Origin of the sequence: Paenibacillus sp. MZ04-78.2 (assembly GCF_024213375.1) — a bacterium.
In the GTDB taxonomy this organism is placed as follows: Bacteria; Bacillota; Bacilli; order Paenibacillales; family NBRC-103111; genus Paenibacillus_G.
Window position 1 is genome coordinate 45,219 of record NZ_JANAVJ010000029.1, and the last position, 18,682, is coordinate 63,900.

The window sequence follows — 18,682 nt, forward strand, 5'->3', positions numbered from 1 at the left end:
TTCGGCACTCCGTCAACACGGCGTCCCGGATGGGGGTCTTTTTAGGTTTCGTCATCACGGGCTGTCTTCCGTTCCCGCCTTAAGCCCGCACGCCGAGGTGCCGCAAAAACGCCCGGAACCGCTCCATTCCCTGCTCGCTGCGCTTGTACACGCCCGCGTCACGCAGCACGTCCGCGAACTTGCGCCCCGTCTCCGTCTGGAGCGCTTGCCTCGCGTTCTCCTCCGGCATAGCCGTACCGTAACGGCCGACAAGCTCCTCCAGCCATTCGGCGTGCTTGTGCAGCGGATGCGACGGATCGCGCGTCATCTTCCCGTCCAGCTTCTCCTCCCCGGTCAGCAGCCTGAACGCCAGCTCCAGCTCGTCCTTGAGACGACCCGGCAGCACGGCGAGCCCCATCACCTCGATCAAGCCGACGTTCTCTTTCTTAATGTGGTGAAGCTCCTTATGCGGGTGAAAAATACCATCGGGATGCTCTTCGCTGGTCCGGTTGTTGCGCAGCACCAGATCGAGCTCGTACTCCCCGTTCGCATTGTTGCGGGCGATGGGGGTGATCGTGTTATGCGGCATCTTGACGCCCGCCTGCTCCGTAAACGCGAAGATGTCCTGCGACGGGTCGCTGTAAGATTTCCACGCATCCAGAATCGCCGCGGCGAGCTTCAACAACGGATCGCGGTTAGGAGCGGAGAGGCGGATGACCGACATTGGCCATTTGACGATGCCGATCTTCAAGCCGGGATAATCCGGATGGCTGAAGCTCTCCTCGACGCCCGCCTTTTCCATCGGAAACTTATGCCGTCCACCTTGAAAATGATCGTGGTTCAGGATCGATCCGCCGACGATCGGCAGATCGGCATTCGAGCCGATAAAATAATGCGGGAAGCGCTCCACGAAATCAAGCAGGCGCTCGAACGTCTCCTTCGACGTCTTCATCGGCCGGTGCTCCCGGTCGAAAATGATGCTGTGCTCGTTGTAGTATACATAAGGCGAATATTGAAAGTACCACGCTTCCCCGGCCAGCTCCACCGGAATGACCCGCAGGTTCTGGCGCGCCGGATGATTGAGCTTGCCGGCATAGCCTACGTTTTCGATGCACAGCAGGCATTTGGGGTAATGGCTCTGCGGCGCGTTTCGGAGCATCGCGATTTCTTTCGGGTCTTTCTCGGGCTTCGACAGGTTTACGGTAATTTCGATATCCCCATATTCCGTCGGCGCAAGCCAATACATGTTTTTGCCGATCCGGTCCATGCGGATGTAGTTCGAATCGATGCACAGCTTGTAGAAAAAGTCCGTCGCCGCTTCGATGCCAGCGGACTTCGCGGTCGTCCAGAATCGGTGCACAAGCTCGGATGACCGAGGCATAAGCTGTCCCATCAAGCGGGCATCCAGCAGATCGCGCACCGTCGTGTTGTTCTCTTCAAGCAGGCCCAATTCGGCCGCGTAATCGAGCAGCGGCTCCAGCAGCTCCATTGCGCTGTCCGCTATCGGCTCGTTCAGCTCGCCCTCGTACGGCTCGCCGATACACAGCAGATCGAGCAGCCCGTTGCGGGCCGCATACACATCCAGCGGCTCCAGCAGTCCGCGCTTCAGGCCAAATTGCAGCAGTCGTTCGACCCGATAGGCCGCCTTCCGGTCGGGGGAGCCGAATTCGGTTTCCATCTGTCTTTGTTCCATTGTTCTCCACTCCTTCGGATCGGCCGGCCTTCGGTCCGAGCGCCTGCACCCGTGATTTTACTTGCCGTAGCCGTCCGTATTCGCTTGATGCCAAGCCCACGCGGAGGCGATGATTTGCTGCAGGCTATCCCGCTTCGGCTTCCAGCCGAGCTCCGTTCTGCCGCGCTCCGAGGAGGCGACAAGCACCGCCGGGTCTCCGGCTCTGCGGGCTTCGACGACCGCCGGAATCGCATGTCCCGTCACTTCGCGCGCGATGTCGATCACTTCTTTGACGGAGAAGCCTTTGCCGTTGCCAAGATTATACACGCTGCTGTCCCCGCCTGCGCGAAGCTTTTCCACCGCGAGAATGTGGGCGTCCGCAAGGTCGCTCACATGGATGTAGTCACGGATGCATGTGCCGTCCGGCGTCGAATAATCGTCGCCGTAAATCGAGATATGCGGGCGTTTGCCGAGCGCCACTTGCAGAATGATCGGCACCAGATGGGTCTCCGGCGAATGGTCTTCGCCGATCCGGCCGCTTTCGTGCGCGCCGGCCGCGTTGAAATAGCGCAGCGAAACGTATTTGATGCTGTGCGCGGTATCGAACCAGCGCATCATCTTCTCCATGGCGAGCTTCGTTTCGCCGTAAGCGTTCGTCGGCAGCGTCCGGTCCGACTCCAGAATCGGAATGTTCTCGGGCTCGCCGTACGTCGCCGCCGTGGACGAGAACACGATTTTTTTGACGCCGTATTCGTTCATTTTCTCCAGCAGGCAGAGTGTCCCGTAGACGTTGTTATGATAATATTTGCCGGGCGCCTGCATGCTTTCGCCGACGAGCGAGTTTGCTGCGAAATGAATGACGGCGTCGATGTCGTTTTCACGGAATACCGTGTCTAAAAAGTCCGCATCGCGAATGTCCCCAACGTACAGCTTGCCGCCAAGCACCGCTTCCCGGTGTCCTTGCTGCAAATTGTCGACAACAACGACCTCTTCGCCTTTTTCCAGCAGCTCAGCTACCGTATGCGAGCCGATGTAGCCCGCGCCTCCGGTTACCATAATGGCCATAGTTAAGCCTCTCCTTCCGTCCATCCGAATGTTTGATTCCGTCCGTTCATCGCCGGACGATCATGCCTAAAGCGGCAGCTCCTGCACGCCATTCCCAATGTCGCACACATAGAAGTCCGCGGTCAAGGCGGTTTTCTCCTTATACACGCGGCCCACGTCGCCGACAAACCGCTCCACGCTGTCTTGATGCACCAACGATACCGTGCAGCCGCCGAAGCCGGCGCCCGTCATCCGCGAGCCAAGCACGCCGGGAACGGCAAGCGCCGCTTCGACCATCGTGTCCAGCTCGACGCCGGTCACCTCGTACAAGTCGCGCAGCGAGTTATGCGAGCCGATCATCAGCCGGCCGAACGCCGCCAAGTCTCCCCGTTCGAGCACCTCGATGGACTGCAACACCCGGTCAATCTCCTCGACGACGTGCTGCGCCCGCTTGCGCACCGTTGCGTCCGGAATCAGATGCTGCGCGCTCCGGTATTGCTCCAGCGACAGCTGACCGAGCAGCGTCAGGCCGGGATATTCGGCAGCCAAATGCTTCACCGCCTGCTCGCACTGCGAACGGCGCTCGTTGTAGGCGGAGTCGACGAGCCCGCGCTTTTTGTTCGTATTGCCGATCACCAGCTTGTATTCGCCGCTGACGAACGGCACATGCTTGTATTCCAGCGTATCGCACATGAGCAAAATCGCATGCTCCTCCTTGCCCATCGCTACCGCAAACTGATCCATGATGCCGCACTGCACGCCGATGAACTCGTTCTCGGCCTTTTGCGACAGCAACGCGATCTCCACCTTGTCCGTCGGCTGCCCTTCCATCGCGAGCAAACCGTAGGCCGTCACCACTTCGATAGAAGCCGAGGAGGACAGGCCGGAGGCGTTCGGAATCGCCCCGCTGTACAAAATATCGTAACCGCCGACGGATAGCCCGCGCTTTTGCAGCTCGCGGATAATGCCCTTCGGATAATTGATCCAATCGTCCTCGGCGCGAAATTCGACCTGCTGAATGGAAATATGCTTGCGCAGCGGAAAGTTGGTGGAAGCGAAGCCCGCCTGATCGTCCTCCCGCTTCCGGATCAGCATCGTCGTGCCAAACGTCAGCGCGGCCGGAAAAACGTAGCCTCCGTTGTAATCCGTGTGCTCTCCGATCAGATTGACGCGCCCCGGCGCATGAAACGCCCGAATCGGATTGGAGCGATCTCCTCCGTACAGCTCGACAAACTGCTCCTGCAATGCTTTGACTTCCGTCATGACGGTTCACCTCGTTATGGATTTAAGAAGACACGTTCGATATAGCGAACTTTCTGTAGTAAGCTTTGCCTCAAGTATAGACCGGACCATCGGTTTTCACTATGGAACGATGTCAGAACGGCATGGAAAAATGTTAGATCATGAACGCACAAGACGCCCTCCTTCGTGCTATACTGAACGTATCCGGGGCAATGCCCCAATGCCCCAAAAGGAGGCGAATCGCGCCGTGTCCGGGCCCATCAAACGTCCCGATACCTACTTTGTCGTATCCAACCCGTACCCCGCGCCGGAAGACAGCCCTTTGACCGTCCTGTTCGCCGGCCACAGCCAGACGAAGCCGGGGCATAAGCCCGGACCGAAGGTGGTCGATTATTATTTGCTGCATCATGTGCTATCCGGTAAAGGCACCTACGTCTGCCAGGGACAGACCTACGAGCTCGGCGCCGGCGACAGCTTCCTGATCGAGCCGGGAAAGCTGGTCAATTACATGGCCGATGCGATTGATCCGTGGCACTACCGCTGGGTCGCCTTCGAAGGGCAGCTCGCCGGGCGCTTGCTGCTGGATACGGGCCTGAGCTCGCACCAGCCGGTCGTCCATACCGGACGAAAGCGCTCGATCGGCGCCCTGTTCCGCCAAGTGCAATTGGCGTTTCAGCACCGCGGCGCAGGCGCCAATCTGAAAGCAAACGGCTGCCTGCACCTGCTGTTCGCCGAGTTCGCGGAAGCGCTTCACCCCCTACGCGGGGACGAGCCGGAGCAGGCGACCGCCGCCGGGCAAACGGTGCAGCGGGCGCTGCAATATTTATCCAAGCAGTATGCGGAGCCGATCACGATCGAGCTGATGGCCGAGTCTCTCGGCTACAACCGCGCGTATCTTTCGACGCTGTTCAAGCGGCAGACCGGGCTGACGCCCGTGACGTTCCTGCTCCGGCTTCGGCTCGACAAAGCGCGCCATCTGCTGCGGGAGCGCCCGGAGCTGACCGTGGAGCAGATCGCGTCTTCGGTCGGCTTCCAGGACCCGCTGTACTTTTCGAAGCAGTTCAAGCGGCACTACCAGCTCTCGCCGACCGATTACCGCAGCTCGCTGCTGCATCCCCCAGGCTCCGGCGATTAAGCGTCGCGCATGCGATTCGCTTCTGGCGGCGTTGACGTACGAGTCTCTATTCACCCCCTTTCGCGAGGGGCAGCATGAAGGCGATGCAGGCGCCTTGACCTACGTGGCTCTGCGCCCAGATCCGGCCCCCATGGTAGTCGACAATCTCTTTGGCGATAGCCAGCCCGAGGCCGCTGCCGCCGCCGGCCGTGTTGCGGGACTTGTCTTTTTTATAGAAACGGTCAAAAATATGCGGCAAGTCTTCCGGGTCGATGCCCGAGCCGTTATCCTGCACCCGCACGACAAGCGAATGCTCGTCCACAATAAAATGAAGCTGGATCAGCCCGCCGCGCGGCGTATGCTTGACCGCATTGTAAATCACGTTGGTCAGCACCTGATTGATGCGGTCGACGTCGATTTTGACCACGGCCTGCCGGTGGGCTTCGGGCCGCAGCGAGTAGGCGACCGTCTCAAACTTAAGCCCGGCGCCGGCTAGCTCCAGCTCATAGCGCTCGTCGAAATAGCGGATAAAATCGGCCGCGTTCACCGGCTGGATGTCGAAATCCATCTGTCTGGCCTCCAGCTTCGAGAGCTGGAACAAATCGGCGATGAGCCGGTTCAAGCCCGTAATCCGGTTGTGGATGAGCTTTAAATACTTTTGCTGCTGGTCGGGCTGCGAGACGACGCCGTCGATGAGCGCTTCCACGTACCCTTGAATCAGCGTCATCGGCGTTCCCAGATCGTGCGAGATATTGCTGAGCAGGTGCCGCCTCGACGTTTCCATTCGCGCCAAGTCGTCGTTCATCCGCTCCAGACTGCGGTTGATGCGTTCCAGTTCGGCGGTCCGCTCGCTAATTTTGTGCTCCAGACCGGTGTTCATCTCGCGCATTTGCCGCGATAGCGTCTCCACTTCCACGTAAGCCTTGGCCGATTTGGCGCTCAGAATGAATGAGGTCATGAACACGCAGACAAGCAAGCCATACGCCGATACCTCGCCAAGCTTGATCCACTGGTTATAGTACATAATGTCCAGTATCACCGTGGCGACGTAAGCGCCCGCGCCGATCGCGGCGAACAGAGCCCCGTCTCTTTTGTGAAGCAGGGCTCGTCCCAGGCCGAACAGCAGGCATCCGCTGGTGAGCAGCGTAATGAGCTGGAACACCGGCGTCGTATAGGTCACCCATGGAGGCGGAATCAAAAATGCCGCGGCCGAGAACGCTACGCCAAGCGCCAGAATCGTCCGGACGATGCCGGGGCGCACCTCCTGCGGGTACAGCGAGTGCATGAACATGATCATGACGGGTACGCCCATGTAAAAGCATACGTACTCAATGCGCAGCTCCGTCAGCCAATGCACCTCGGGGATAAAATAATACATCACGCCTTCGCCCGTAAAAAAGGCCCGTATGCCGATCAAAAAGCAAAAAAGACCGAAATACAGCGACCCTTTCTCTTTGCGCCTGAGGGCAGTCAAACCGATGTGGTACAGCCCCATCGACAGCAGACTTCCTATCACAAACGTCTCGATCGCAAGCTCTCTCCGGAGCTTGCTGTCGAGCGCGCTCCATGTGCCGAGCTCGACCGGCTTCCAGATGCCCCCGAGTCGGTGGTGGTAATTGGAAACCTGAATGACGATATCCAGCGGCCCGCCTGCATGACGGAACCGGATCAAATTCGGGGTATACAGAGGCTTGGAAGTCAGGATGTCTTCTCCGACCGTGCCGCTGCTTGCGAGCGGCTCGCCGTTCACCCAGGCCTTGTAGGCCGTCCGGATGTATGGAAGCTTCAGCCCCAGGTCTGAGGCGGGGCCATTCAGCATCACTTTCAAGTGAAAGGTCGCATAACCCGATCCGCCCGGCTGCACGCCGTCCACATGGACACGATTCCATACCTCGGGGAGAGCGATCAGGGTCGCCCGCTCCCCCGCGGCATGCTCCGGGGAGGCCAGCTCTTCCGGCGTCAGCAAGCGCATCCAGTACATCTTCCATTCGCCGTCCAGCCGGACCGTTCCATGAGATTCCAAGCCGTAGCGCCCCAGGTCCATGACCCCTTGAACGGCACGGGGCTCGGACTTCTCGGCTGAGGAAAGGCAATAGCCGATACCGGCGATACCGGCGGCCAATAAAACTATGGAAATAAACACCCAAAACCATTTATAATAATAGAAATACTTTCTGGAAATGGATACCACTTTCTTCCTGTTGTTCAAATGGGCTTCCATTCTCCTATCGTACCTTAAACTGCATTTTTTGGAAACCGGGATAAACGGCTCACTTTTGGAGGATTTCGGGACGTTTATTTCTTCCATATCAGAATCCGGTATCGAGTCCGGTGAGGTATGATTCTGATCGTTTCAAAGAAACATCATGTTTCGCCGCATCATCTTTTGGAGGAGAAATCGATGCCTGGAGAAAAAATACTCATCGTCGACGATGAAGCCGAGATTGTTGAGTTAATCAGTCTTTATTTGCGTAAGGAGGGGTATGACGTACTGCATTCCGGGAATGGAGCGGAAGCGCTTGCCATGGTGCGGGAGCACCATCCGGATCTGGTGATTCTCGACATTTTGCTGCCCGAAATGGACGGCATCGAAGTATGCCGGCAAATCCGGAAGTCCTACAATACGCCGATTTTATTTCTAAGCTGCAAAAGCGAGGATATGGATATCATTCTGGGGTTCAGCATCGGAGGGGACGATTACATGACGAAGCCGTTCAGTCCCGGCCAGCTCGTCGCCCGGGTCAAAGCGCATCTGCGCCGCAGCCAGCTGCTCGAGCAACACAAGGAAGATTCCCAGTACCTGTCGTTTCCGGGACTGGAGATCGATCTGCTCAGCCGGACCGTGAAAGCAAGCGGCGGGCTTGTGCCGCTGTCTTCCAAGGAATTCGACCTGCTGCTGCATCTCGCCCGCTCGCCCGGCAAGGTACTCCCGCTCGAACAGCTGTATAAACTGACCTGGGGCGTGGACAGCAACGGCGACACGCGCACGCTGCTCGTTCACATCAGCAACCTGCGCAAGAAGATCGAAGCGAGCCCTACCGATCCGAAATACATCCATACCGTGCGGGGAATCGGCTACAAATTCAACGTGTAGCATAAAGCTTACGGCTGATGCCCGATGGCGCTCGTCAGCTTGTCCAGCTCTTCCGGGGTCAGATCGCGCCACTGCCCTACCGGCAGCCCGGCCAGCTTGATGTTCATAATGCGCACCCGCTTCAACCGGCGAACCTCGTAGCCGAAGGCGGCGCTCATCCGTCGGATTTGACGGTTCAGTCCTTGCGTCAACACGATCCGAAACGTCCGGTCGTCGATGCGGCTCACTTTGCACGGTTTGGTGACGGTTCCGAGAATCCGCACGCCGCTCGCCATTCCCTGCAAAAACATCGGCGTGACCGGTTTGTTCACCGTTACGATGTATTCCTTATCGTGCTCGTGCTCGGAGCGTAATATTTTGTTGACGATATCGCCGTCGTTCGTAAGCAAAATCAATCCTTCGGAATCTTTATCCAGCCTTCCGATCGGGAAAATGCGCTCACGGTGACCCACAAAATCCACGATATTGCCGCGGACGTGCCGTTCCGTCGTGCTGGTGATGCCGACCGGCTTATGGAGCGCAATGTAGACGTGCTTTGTCTTATCGCTGACCGGTTTTCCGTCGATCCGCACGTCGTCCCCTTCGCTCACCCGGCTTCCGAGCTCGGCCAGCTGGCCGTTAATCGTGACGCGCTTTCCCTCGATCAGCTGATCCGCTTCGCGCCGGGAGCAAACCCCGGTTTCGCTAATGTATTTGTTGATTCTCATCGTTCTCACTCCGCTTGTCCTGACTTTATCGCTTCATTATACCATGCGGGTTTTTCGTTGCAAAAAATGAGATTAACGGGGATGGAGCCGCCAAGCATTTACCCTATAGCGTGAATCCTCACATTCAGTACGGCCCGTGGCCGCAGGGTTTTACCGCTCCGGCTGGCTTTGCGGCTTGGAATCCGCGGCTCGCGGCGAACCGGTAACCGCAGTGTGCGGCCCTGCGGAGCTTTTTTTGGTAAACAAAGTGAAAAAGCCGGTGTGCGTCACGATATGCATCGTTTTGCGGTCCTTTACAAAAACGCGCAGGGCTCCCGCCTGCTCCTCCTTGTCTTCCTTCCACCCCCACTTGCGAATCTCATTCGCGTAGAAGTCGGGAATACTTTCCTTTTCTTCGATCCCTTTCATGTTGTAGCGGACATAGACGACTCCCGGCTTGGAGAACGGAACGTCCGATTTGCGCGCCTCCGCCGGCACGGGAAACTGCTCGTTGATGCTGGAACCGACAAAGCTGTTGTTATCGGAAAACGCGCACCCGTACACCAGAGCCGATAAGGTCACCGCCACCATAAGAAATAAAATAAACCGCAGCGATTTGCCGCGCATACCAACACCCCCCAGTCCTTCTATACTTATTCGAAGAAGAATGACGATCTAGTACCATATTTAGTTTCATCCTTATCCAAACGGTGTAATAAAAGAGTACACGGATGCGCCATGCCGTCCGGCAGAAAATAACGAATCGAGGAGTGTTGCTCTATGACCCGCAAAAAAACGCTGCCGTCGATCACCAAGCCCTTTTCCCATGTGCACGCCACGCTCAAAACGATGGGATTCACCGAACTGCCGTCCCGGGAAGGAAGCACGTACGAATTGACATTTCGCGATTCCGCTTCACTGCAGGAATATCCGTACCGTATCTATACGCACACGCAGGAGAACGGCCAGACCCGCGTTGACTTGAACGAGGCTGGCTTCGTTGCGCAGGACAATATACCCGTTTCGGCTGCCACCGCAGCCCAAGAGATGTTGGCGGAGCTTCAGCAATATATGGAATACGGCCCAGCCAAGACGAAGCCGACCGAATCGACGCCGATCGGCAAAGCGATGAACGGCAAGATGGCCAACAACGAGAAGGAGGTCAGACAGCTTGGCAAAGTGATGGCAAGCCTCCCGACGAATTCGCAGGTGATGGAAAAGGGCATGATCCCGGACCCCATGCAATGAGATCGCTTGGAGGAACATATCGGATCGCTTGGAGCTTCCCTCTGGAGGCTCCTTTTTTGCGTGTCCACCTGCTGAAACAAGGCGTACGGCGCGAATAGGTTATTAGATTGGTTCATTTACGCCGAAGCAGCGAACATTCCGTGGCAAACAAAAAGGGGGACCATCAGCCATGAGCTTATCCCGGATGTTTCGTTGGAGGTCGAAAACAAAGTCAGACACGGGCTCTTCGCCGAAACGTGAGGGTACGGGCGAGGGGCAGTCGTATAGAGCCTCCGGTGGAGGAAGCCGCGCGGCGGACGAAGCGCGGCAGGCAGCACGGTCCATGTGGCGCAGAGCAGGCAGTGCGGGGCAAGAGGATGCGAGCCGCCGACAGGCCGCAGGCGATTTCCGACCCGCGGCACGCGAGGCGCGAGAGCCTGCGCCGGGCGACGGTGGCGGAGCAGCGGCGCGGAAGGAACGGGAATACGCGGCCAGCGATCCCCATGCTGCGGTTCGAGAGGCGCAGGAGCCTGCGCCAGGCAGCAGTGGCAGCACCGCAGCGCGAGAGGCGAAGAAAACGCGCCGTTTCCGGGGACGGCGGTGGCTGTGGACGGCAGGGCTGCTCTGCTTTGCGGCCGGGGCGGCCGGTCTTGGCGCTGCCGCCGTATGGGTGCGCGATCTGGATATCAGCAAGCTGGAGCATCCGCTCCCCGAGCCGAGCTTCGTAATGGATGCCGGGGGGCAGCCGGTGGCACAGCTGTCCTCCTCCCGAATCGTGCCGGTGCCGATCGGCCAAATTCCGCTGGATTTGCGGAATGCCGTCGTTGCGGTAGAAGATCGGCGTTTTTACGATCATGCCGGCTTCGACGTGTGGTCGATCGGCCGCGCGCTGGTCCGCGACTTGAAAGCCGGAGCGATGGAGGAAGGCGGCAGCACGATCACGCAGCAGCTTGCCAAAAATTTGTTTCTCGACTCGGACAAATCGTTCAAACGCAAATTCAAGGAGCTCGGCTACGCGATAAAAATCAACTTTGCTTACAGCAAAGACGAAATTTTGGAGCTGTATCTGAACAGCATTTACTTCGGTGAAGGGCGCTGGGGCGTCGAAGGGGCGGCGCAGCAATACTTCGGCAAATCCGTTCAGCAGCTGACGCTTGCCGAGTCGGCCGTGCTGGCCGGTCTGCCCAAAGCTCCTTCGCTCTACTCTCCGGCGCGGCATCCGGACAAGGCGCTGGAGCGGCGCAACCTCGTGCTATCGCTGATGAAGGAGCAGCATTTCATTAGCGACGCCGCCTACGACAAGGCCGTCACCGAGCCGATTGCGCTAAAGCCGAACAACGGAGAGTCGCTGAAGGGGCGGCATCCTTCTTACGTCGACTATGTCATGGATGAAGCCGAGAAGCTTTACGGCTTTACGGAGCAGCAGATTTTGACGCACGGCCTGCGGATTCATACGGCAATGGACCTTAAGGTGCAGCAAGCGGCGGAAGAGGTGTACCGCACCGATGCGCTCTTCCCGCAAAGTTCTCCCGACCGCCTGATGCAGAGCGGAGCGGTCGTGCTGGACCAGCGAACCGGCGGCATCCGTGCGATCGTCGGCGCGCGAGGGGATCAGACCTACCGCGGCTTCAACCGGGCCACCGAGCTGAAGCGGCAGCCCGGCTCGGCGTTTAAGCCGCTGGCGGTCTATGGGCCTGCGCTTGAGCTTGGCTATACCCCGGAGTCGATCTTATATGACGGGCAGCTCGACATTTCCGGGTACCGTCCCAAGGATTGGGACGGACAAACGAGGGGCGAGGTCTCGCTTCGGGAGGCCGTACTGCGTTCGTGGAATATTCCGGCCGTCTGGCTGCTGAATGAAATCGGCATCGACGCTGGAATGAACTACGTGCGTAAAGCCGGGATCGATCTGCCTCCGGCGGACCGCAACTTAAGCCTCGCGCTCGGCGGCTTGTCCGAAGGCGTCTCGCCCTTGCTGATGGCTCAGGCATACGGCGGCATAGCCAATCAGGGCGTGATGCAGAACGCCCACGCCATCATCAAGATTACGACCAAGGACGGCAATACGCTCGTCGAGGCCAAGCCGCAGCCGACCAAGCTGACGGAGCCGGTCTACGCTTATACGCTGACGAGGCTGCTTCAAGAGACCGTCGCGCAAGGAACGGGGATCGCCGCCGCAATCGGCAGCCGTCCCGCCGCGGGCAAGACAGGGACGACGCAGCTGCCCGCAACGGCCGAATTCGGGGCCATCGGCCGGAATGGCATTAAGGACGCCTGGTTCGTTGGCTTCACTCCCGAGCTGACGGCGGCGATTTGGCTGGGGTACGATCAGACGGACAAGACCCATTATTTGACGACGGGCGGAGCGGCGCCTGCGCAGCTGTTTCGGGAAATCATGACCCGAGCGCTGAAGGATGCCCCGGTGACGGATTTTCCGATACCCGAAGAAGTGCGCCGGGCCATGGAGGAGGCGCAGCTGCGCTCACCGCTCGGAGGCGACGAACGCGCGCCGGAAACCGTGGAGCCGCAGGAACGCGGCGGCCAGCCGGAAACGCGCCGTCCCGGCTGGCTAAGAAAAAAACAAGGTGATTGAGCCCATTTTCAGATGGATAAGTGCCCAATTCCTCCTCTCTGACATATGGTGGAGTATGTTCTAATCAGAGAGGAGAAATCAAATATGTCTCAAGAGACGATAATTGAAACTCAAACAGCCGGGGAGATCGACTACACCCGTCCGCATCATCCTCATCATCCACACCATTTTCATCCACATCATCATATGCATCCCCACGGTTTCCATCCGCATGGTTTTCATCCGCATGGTTTCCATCCACATGGCTTCCATCCGCATGGTTTTCATCCGCATGGTTTCCATCCGCATGGTTTCCATCCGCATGGCTTCCATCCACACCACCATCATCATATGCATGGGCATCATTTTTACCATCATGCCCGTTGGGTGCAAGATCCTTGGACTGGCGATTGGTACCTCGACTGAAGAAAGGCTTCGCGACAACAAAGGGCGTTCTGCATTAGGCAGACCGCCCTTTGTTCTTTTCGACAGCTTTCGCGTCGCCACACTTAAGCCCCGTTGGAATATTGATATAAAAAATCCACCGCCAGTTCAACTATTGCGCGTTTGCATTCGCTTGCTTTGTTAGCACCGGGCCTTACTCCACCGCTTGCTTTGCTTGTCTCTGGAAGCTTCACCAAAGGTTAATTTTTTTTGTGATACTTTTTTCGTAGACGTACGGAAAAAGCCCGATGGCGGAAGGAGAGGGCCGGGATTATTTTTTAATTATATGGGAAAAATGTCCCATTTTTTTAACAAATACTAGAATTTTAGTTTTATCAAAAGGAATATTATGTTATTATTGTTTTATATTATTATAGGAGGTTATTTTTGTGCGGATCATTAATCGCTCTTTGCGTTGGGAAATTTCAGATCAAATGAAGATGCATGGTTACAACCTCAATCAGTTGGCGGAGGTCACTGGAATTAACCCCGGTAATTTAAGTATGGCTTTGAATGGTGTTTCCCGATCAATGACGATAAACCAACTTGACGTTCTCGGGAAAGTTTTTGGAAAGGAACCGGGGTGGTTGTATGAGCTGTACACAGAAGAATGCATTTCTGAGGAAAGGTTGTCCCGTCCGCGGTTGGTCCCGTATTTAGTTCGATGTGCGGAAATCGGCCGAAATGATTGTGTTGATGAGGTCGTATCTAAAATTCTCGATAATCCGAGAAATGTAAAAATCATCTTTTCAGCAGCAGAGAAGCTTTTTCATAAGGGGAAAGAAAAAGAATCGGAGCGCTTTTATGAGCTTGTTGTGGGGAACGTCAAAGACAGCTTTTCCGAAATGCTGGCTATGGGGCATTATCGGATATTCACTATTGCAACTCAAGGCACGGATGCGGAAAAGAATTGGAAAGCCGTGATCCGATTTGCTCCGTTTCGAAATCGGTTGCCGGAGAACAATCAATTAGACGCGTTATTTCAATTATCGCGAGTTTGTTTTTCGTTGAAAAAGTGGAGCGAGGTTGAAGAATATGCGGGCGAGCTGGTGATTTCAAGCACGGCTCTGTGCAATGAAGAAGTAGAATTTACACGGCATCCCGTCTATTATTATGGTATGGGGCTGCTGTATAAAGCAGCTATTGCAGAAGAAAGAGGATTATTTGATTTGTCGAAGAAATATGTATTAAGTTATGCTAATCTGGAATGGTCTGAGCCCCTTGACGAATCTGGCCAAAATGAAGTGGAGCGATTTAAGACTTGGGGGAAAGCGAATTTATACACACTTGAGGTTTTAAGCGGGAACGAAGGTATTATCAACGAATACGCCGATTATTTGGCAGGTCTTAACCGGATAAATGACGTTATGGCGGGGTTGAATTCTATCCTTGTGTCAGCGAATACATATGGGTTTAATGTTGGTCATGTGCTGGAGCGTTTCTCTGGTTTTATTGAACGTTTCGATTTACTTAATGATGATCCGATTCTTTCGGATCGACACCTTCAGTACAGACATAACAAAGCTCTTTATGATTTTAAACACGACCAAATTCTAGAGGGACTCGAAGAGACGTTACACTGTCTGTCTTTGGCCAATCAAATGAAAAAGTATGAAGATGCTTTTCGTTGTGTTTCACTTTTTGAAAAACATCGAGAACATGCATCAATTCAACAGTTGGGAACCTATCGGTTATCGATTGTGGGAGAGTGAGAGGAGGTGTAATTTAGAATGAAGGCTTATTTGCTGGCGTTGGTCATTGCTTTGGGGTTATTCGGGCCTTTTGTGCCGCCGGGTTCAAATGGCCCGGAGCCGTTTGGCCATCACGGCTCCGAAGGATAACAACATTTACCACCCTACCCCCTTAAAGCATTCTGCTTTGTGCAGAGTGCTTTTTTGTGTTTTTCATAAAATCACTATACCCTATATTTGGAAGTAAGGTATTATAATTGGATACGGGGAGCTGGGTGATATGAACAATAAAAAATTAAAGCGGAAAATCAGAAAGCTACAGCGGCAATTGGTACGGTTAGTTGAGAAAAAGGGTTCGTTTTCCGACAAGGAGGTGGTGAAGCTCAGCCAGCGTTTAGATAGGTATATCCTGGTAGCTCAAAAGTCTTCTTCTAAGCTGAAGGTGTGTGGATGATGCAGTATGAAAATTTATTGGACGGAGAAAGTCAGGAACGTATTTTCTACCTTGCCCGGATCGGCTTGATCTTTGAACGGCTATACGGCATTAAGGATTTGCACGACGCAGTATACAGGGCATCGACAGGTGCCGGGTTTGCCGCCCGAAGGTTGGCCGAGTTTGGCTACAGCGACGAGCAAGTTGAGGAACTGTTACGCGAGCGTTTGTTTTTTTACAGCGTAAACAAAGCGGGACACTAGCGTGGGCCAGATCGTCTTAGTTTGGAAATTATTTTTTGAATTTATTGTACAAGAATAAAGCAGTAAAAATGACAAGTACCCAGAACAGAAATATCCAAGCAAGGTAGGACAAAACTCTCAAAGCATCCATTAAGGGAAGGGTGCCAGTTACTCCGGGTAACCCGCTGGTTTTGGAATTTGACGATGGAAGCAGCATTATTTATACGGCAGAAGTAGTGCCGAATATGTCAGTGGAACGAAACATGACTAGCAGTAATAAGGTTAATCTAAGGCTAGGTAAGACATATACTTACCTAAAGCTTGCTTATGCAAAGTTGACGTTAATTGAAGGTTATGTAGCTAAACTCCCCGAAGTTGTTCCACAGAAAGCACAAGGTTTGAAGAAGGCTGATCTTGAAAAATTAAAAAATGATCCTGAAGCAAAAAAAGCATTTTCTGCGTTAAGTAACGCCGCCGCTTCTATGGAAATGGCCGGAGCATATGATAATTATTATAATCACGATACAAATACAGGATGGTTCCGTGTCCAAACACTAGGCGCTGAGGGTCATATGTACTTAAGATATGACGGCTCCACTTCTGGAAGTTCTAAAAATGCAAATTCAATGACTCAATTTAAGACTAGCATTAATGGTTTCGATAATTACGTTAATCAGTACATGCAGGCACCACAATGGCCAGAAGTAGTAGGTTGGGGATCAACAATTATGGGACTTATTACAATTGTTGCTGGCTATGGTACAGGACCAGCAGGTTGGGTTACAATCGCACTATATTATGGCGGGGCTCTCTCCACATTCGCTGGATTAACGTCCACAGTTTATGCAACTGTTTCTCGACTGGATTTGAGCAGAGTGGCAGCACAGTACTGTGAAAATGCAAGAGTGATGAATTTCAACGGTGGGGCATACTGGGAAAATACCACATTCAGCGTCGTTAATGGATTTTAAAAGAATTAATAAGCGCGTCAACTCGACGCGCTTATTAATTCTTTTTTGAAAGGAGGGGAGTTAACATAAAGAACAATAAGTTACGTTTGGCTTGGATTATTCCACAAATATTTTTGACCTTATTAGATATAGCTCTTTTTGTATTTACATTTATAAAATGGGAAGAGCTTCAAGGTGTGAGAATTATGTACCTCTTATTAGGGGTAATTATATTAGGGGTAATTATTCTAGGGGTTATTACTATAAGAAAATGGATAATCCAAGGCAAAATGTAATGTTGGCAGGCGCTTTTTAGAAGGAGGCAGACATCATGAAATACCTAATTTTTTTCGTAGCCAATTGCGTGCTAACTTACTACCTACTACATTTTTCCTGAACCAAGCTATGTTAAGTCTTTATTATACTCTGTTCTTGTGACACTCTTTATTGTCGTTTTAGATGCAATAAAGAAAAAACCACCATTGTAGCTCATTTTCAGCTTTGAGCGGCGATTTTGATTTCGATTCATATCCAGATGACGGCAGAAGACGTAAAACTCGCACTAGGAAAACCGGACAAAGAATATTCGGATGAAGCATATGATGGCTATTATCTCATTTATGAATTAGAATACCATTTGGTGTTTTTTGCGAAGGAGGAGGCCGATCCTAAAAATATCAGCCGGGTTCAAGTGATCAGCACCAAATGAACATAAGATTTCTGTCCGTAGACAAAACGAGGAGAGGCAACCACGAGGCTACGCGAGTAGTACTACCCCTATAAGGCTTAAGCAACCAAAGCAAACAAAAGACTGCTCTAGTTTGAGCGGTCTTTTGTTTACGGATTTGACATAATTATGTGAAAATGTTCTACAGTTTGTCGGAGAAGATTAGAGAACCGATTGATATTCAAGCCAAAAATAAAGACGGGAATATTATTTATAAAACGCTGCCCTAGCTCGAACGGCTAGGGGTACCATTAAGTAAGACGCCTTGGGGATCTCCAAGGGCTAATTTATTTTCGAGAGTGGGGACGTTTATGAAAATAAAGTATCTTCTCTACTTCTTGATTCTCTTTGTAATGGCGAAAATTTTTCAGAAATGGCCAATCGGCGGGAGCTGGGATATTTTTTGGATAATCCTATCTGCTGGCATTTTTCTAATCATAGCCGAAAAACTCAAGATTACAGAACGAAAAATACCACCGCTTGCATTTGGTATTATTGGAGCCGCCATAATTTTTTTGTACGTGTTTGGTTAAAAAAATGGCTTTGTTCGCATTCTTTGCGGAAAGGGGGAATATGTCCTTGGATATTAAAGAATTGCAGCAGTTTTTTAACGATATTAGCTTTAGACTCGGAAACATATCAGACCAAACGAGCAGATTTTCAAATGAAACATCGTCTAGGATCGAATCATTAACTTCCGAATTGGCCTATACAAATAATATTCTTACCGTGTTAGCTATCATCGTTTTCTTAAAGGTAGCCACCGATCTGTTTTTCAAGATTAAAAAAAAATAAAGGAAAGCCCCATGCCAGTGGCATGGGGCTTTCTCGTTTCCCGTCCCCCTGCGGGAGAAACTCAGAGAACATGCTCTGATTTTGCAAGTAAAGTTTGGAACGCAGTTTCTTCCACAAAATTAAGTAACGGCTCTTTTCACACTCCGACAACATTGCGGGATAGCATTAAGGCACAGGAACACCCGTACGCAGTATATGAATAGGAAGTCATAAAGACATAAGTATTGTTGTGTGTTGTTGTATAATAAAATAATAGAGCAGGCTCGAACATCTTGATTTCAATAGGTGTTCGTTGCCTGCGTTTCTTATTCGAAGGAGGGACTTCGTATTGAAAAAAGTTATTATTATATTTGGCATTATCATACTCGTTATTATTTGTGGGGTGCTAATAAATATGTTCCTACCTAAAATAGTAAGCCTTGAAAGGATTGCGATTTCGGATATTCTAAATGAAGAAAAAGAAATGACTGTGAAAGGTACTTTCACAGATAGCGCGATTGGCTTTTCAGGCTACAACGCCAGCAGTAGTGAAGGGAAGGTATTTCTGGAGATTTCGGGGAAATTTTCATTGGGTAAGATGGATGGAAATTTTAGTATCACTTTAAATAAAGAGAAATACGGTGAGCCCAAAGAAATCTATTTAAAAGATGGAAAAAACAGCGTGAAAATTTGGCCCAAATAGCTTCAAGTGGCGTAACTATTCAGGTATCTTATAAACGCCCAAAATCTCTGCTGTACGCGGCGGAGATTTTTTTGTAAACTTGTTCCAT

General features: G+C 52.9%; 18 protein-coding genes and 1 pseudogene. 12 read left to right on the forward strand and 7 right to left on the reverse strand.

The window, feature by feature from the left end:
- Nucleotides 1-79: 79 nt before the first annotated feature.
- The 3 genes from NLX71_RS18505 to NLX71_RS18515 all read right to left on the reverse strand — a co-directional run bounded on the left by NLX71_RS18505 (nucleotide 80) and on the right by NLX71_RS18515 (nucleotide 3,958).
- A complete protein-coding gene (locus NLX71_RS18505) occupies nucleotides 80-1,672 on the reverse strand; it encodes a UDP-glucose--hexose-1-phosphate uridylyltransferase (protein WP_254365278.1) in 1,593 nt (530 codons plus the stop codon).
- Nucleotides 1,673-1,729: 57 nt separating this feature from the next.
- The gene (gene galE / locus NLX71_RS18510) at nucleotides 1,730-2,716 is read right to left on the reverse strand and encodes a UDP-glucose 4-epimerase GalE (protein WP_254365279.1); all 987 of its coding nucleotides are present in this window, start codon (nucleotides 2,714-2,716) and stop codon (nucleotides 1,730-1,732) included.
- A gap of 66 nt (nucleotides 2,717-2,782) precedes the next feature.
- Nucleotides 2,783-3,958: a galactokinase gene (locus NLX71_RS18515; RefSeq protein ID WP_254365280.1), complete on the reverse strand. Its 1,176-nt coding sequence runs from the start codon at nucleotides 3,956-3,958 to the stop codon at nucleotides 2,783-2,785.
- A gap of 226 nt (nucleotides 3,959-4,184) precedes the next feature.
- Between NLX71_RS18515 and NLX71_RS18520 the strand changes: the two genes are divergently transcribed.
- Nucleotides 4,185-5,072, forward strand: coding sequence for an AraC family transcriptional regulator (locus NLX71_RS18520; RefSeq protein ID WP_254365281.1), 888 nt, complete (start codon nucleotides 4,185-4,187; stop codon nucleotides 5,070-5,072).
- Nucleotides 5,073-5,118: 46 nt separating this feature from the next.
- Here the strand turns inward: NLX71_RS18520 and NLX71_RS27100 are convergent, their stop codons facing one another.
- Nucleotides 5,119-5,619, reverse strand: a complete 501-nt coding sequence (locus NLX71_RS27100; protein WP_375377941.1) for a sensor histidine kinase — start codon at nucleotides 5,617-5,619, stop codon at nucleotides 5,119-5,121.
- A gap of 18 nt (nucleotides 5,620-5,637) precedes the next feature.
- Nucleotides 5,638-7,359 (reverse strand): annotated as a pseudogene (locus tag NLX71_RS18525) (7TM diverse intracellular signaling domain-containing protein); the annotation flags it as partial.
- Between the two features lie 93 nt (nucleotides 7,360-7,452).
- On the opposite strand from NLX71_RS18525, the gene NLX71_RS18530 reads away from it, so the two are divergent.
- A complete protein-coding gene (locus NLX71_RS18530) occupies nucleotides 7,453-8,145 on the forward strand; it encodes a response regulator transcription factor (protein WP_254365283.1) in 693 nt (230 codons plus the stop codon).
- 8 nt (nucleotides 8,146-8,153) lie between these two features.
- On the opposite strand, the gene rluF is transcribed toward NLX71_RS18530, so the two are convergent.
- A complete protein-coding gene (rluF, locus tag NLX71_RS18535; RefSeq protein WP_254365284.1) occupies nucleotides 8,154-8,852 on the reverse strand; it encodes a 23S rRNA pseudouridine(2604) synthase RluF in 699 nt (232 codons plus the stop codon).
- A 150-nt stretch (nucleotides 8,853-9,002) separates the two neighbouring features.
- Nucleotides 9,003-9,458 (reverse strand): hypothetical protein, encoded by a 456-nt coding sequence (locus NLX71_RS18540; protein WP_254365285.1) that lies wholly within the window; start codon nucleotides 9,456-9,458, stop codon nucleotides 9,003-9,005.
- Between the two features lie 153 nt (nucleotides 9,459-9,611).
- On the opposite strand from NLX71_RS18540, the gene NLX71_RS18545 reads away from it, so the two are divergent.
- From NLX71_RS18545 to NLX71_RS18590, 10 genes are all read left to right on the forward strand, one after another.
- On the forward strand, nucleotides 9,612-10,079 hold the full coding sequence (locus NLX71_RS18545) for a hypothetical protein (protein ID WP_254365286.1): 468 nt from the start codon (nucleotides 9,612-9,614) through the stop codon (nucleotides 10,077-10,079).
- Between the two features lie 169 nt (nucleotides 10,080-10,248).
- A complete protein-coding gene (locus NLX71_RS18550) occupies nucleotides 10,249-12,651 on the forward strand; it encodes a transglycosylase domain-containing protein (protein WP_254365287.1) in 2,403 nt (800 codons plus the stop codon).
- 103 nt (nucleotides 12,652-12,754) lie between these two features.
- Nucleotides 12,755-13,219 (forward strand): hypothetical protein, encoded by a 465-nt coding sequence (locus NLX71_RS18555; protein ID WP_254365288.1) that lies wholly within the window; start codon nucleotides 12,755-12,757, stop codon nucleotides 13,217-13,219.
- A 244-nt stretch (nucleotides 13,220-13,463) separates the two neighbouring features.
- Nucleotides 13,464-14,786, forward strand: a complete 1,323-nt coding sequence (locus NLX71_RS18560; protein WP_254365289.1) for a helix-turn-helix domain-containing protein — start codon at nucleotides 13,464-13,466, stop codon at nucleotides 14,784-14,786.
- A gap of 259 nt (nucleotides 14,787-15,045) precedes the next feature.
- Nucleotides 15,046-15,219, forward strand: coding sequence for an aspartyl-phosphate phosphatase Spo0E family protein (locus NLX71_RS18565; RefSeq protein ID WP_254365290.1), 174 nt, complete (start codon nucleotides 15,046-15,048; stop codon nucleotides 15,217-15,219).
- Nucleotides 15,216-15,461 carry a hypothetical protein gene (locus tag NLX71_RS18570; RefSeq protein ID WP_254365291.1) on the forward strand — a complete coding sequence of 82 codons (246 nt, stop codon included), beginning with the start codon at nucleotides 15,216-15,218 and terminating at the stop codon, nucleotides 15,459-15,461. Before NLX71_RS18565 ends, NLX71_RS18570 begins: the two co-directional genes overlap by 4 nt.
- Before the next feature lie 140 nt (nucleotides 15,462-15,601).
- Nucleotides 15,602-16,411, forward strand: a complete 810-nt coding sequence (locus NLX71_RS18575) for a hypothetical protein (RefSeq protein ID WP_254365292.1) — start codon at nucleotides 15,602-15,604, stop codon at nucleotides 16,409-16,411.
- A 493-nt stretch (nucleotides 16,412-16,904) separates the two neighbouring features.
- Nucleotides 16,905-17,099 carry a hypothetical protein gene (locus tag NLX71_RS18580; protein ID WP_254365293.1) on the forward strand — a complete coding sequence of 65 codons (195 nt, stop codon included), beginning with the start codon at nucleotides 16,905-16,907 and terminating at the stop codon, nucleotides 17,097-17,099.
- 597 nt (nucleotides 17,100-17,696) lie between these two features.
- Nucleotides 17,697-17,912: a hypothetical protein gene (locus tag NLX71_RS18585; protein WP_254365294.1), complete on the forward strand. Its 216-nt coding sequence runs from the start codon at nucleotides 17,697-17,699 to the stop codon at nucleotides 17,910-17,912.
- Between the two features lie 328 nt (nucleotides 17,913-18,240).
- Nucleotides 18,241-18,594 carry a hypothetical protein gene (locus NLX71_RS18590; protein ID WP_254365295.1) on the forward strand — a complete coding sequence of 118 codons (354 nt, stop codon included), beginning with the start codon at nucleotides 18,241-18,243 and terminating at the stop codon, nucleotides 18,592-18,594.
- The last annotated feature ends 88 nt before the right edge of the window (nucleotides 18,595-18,682 follow it).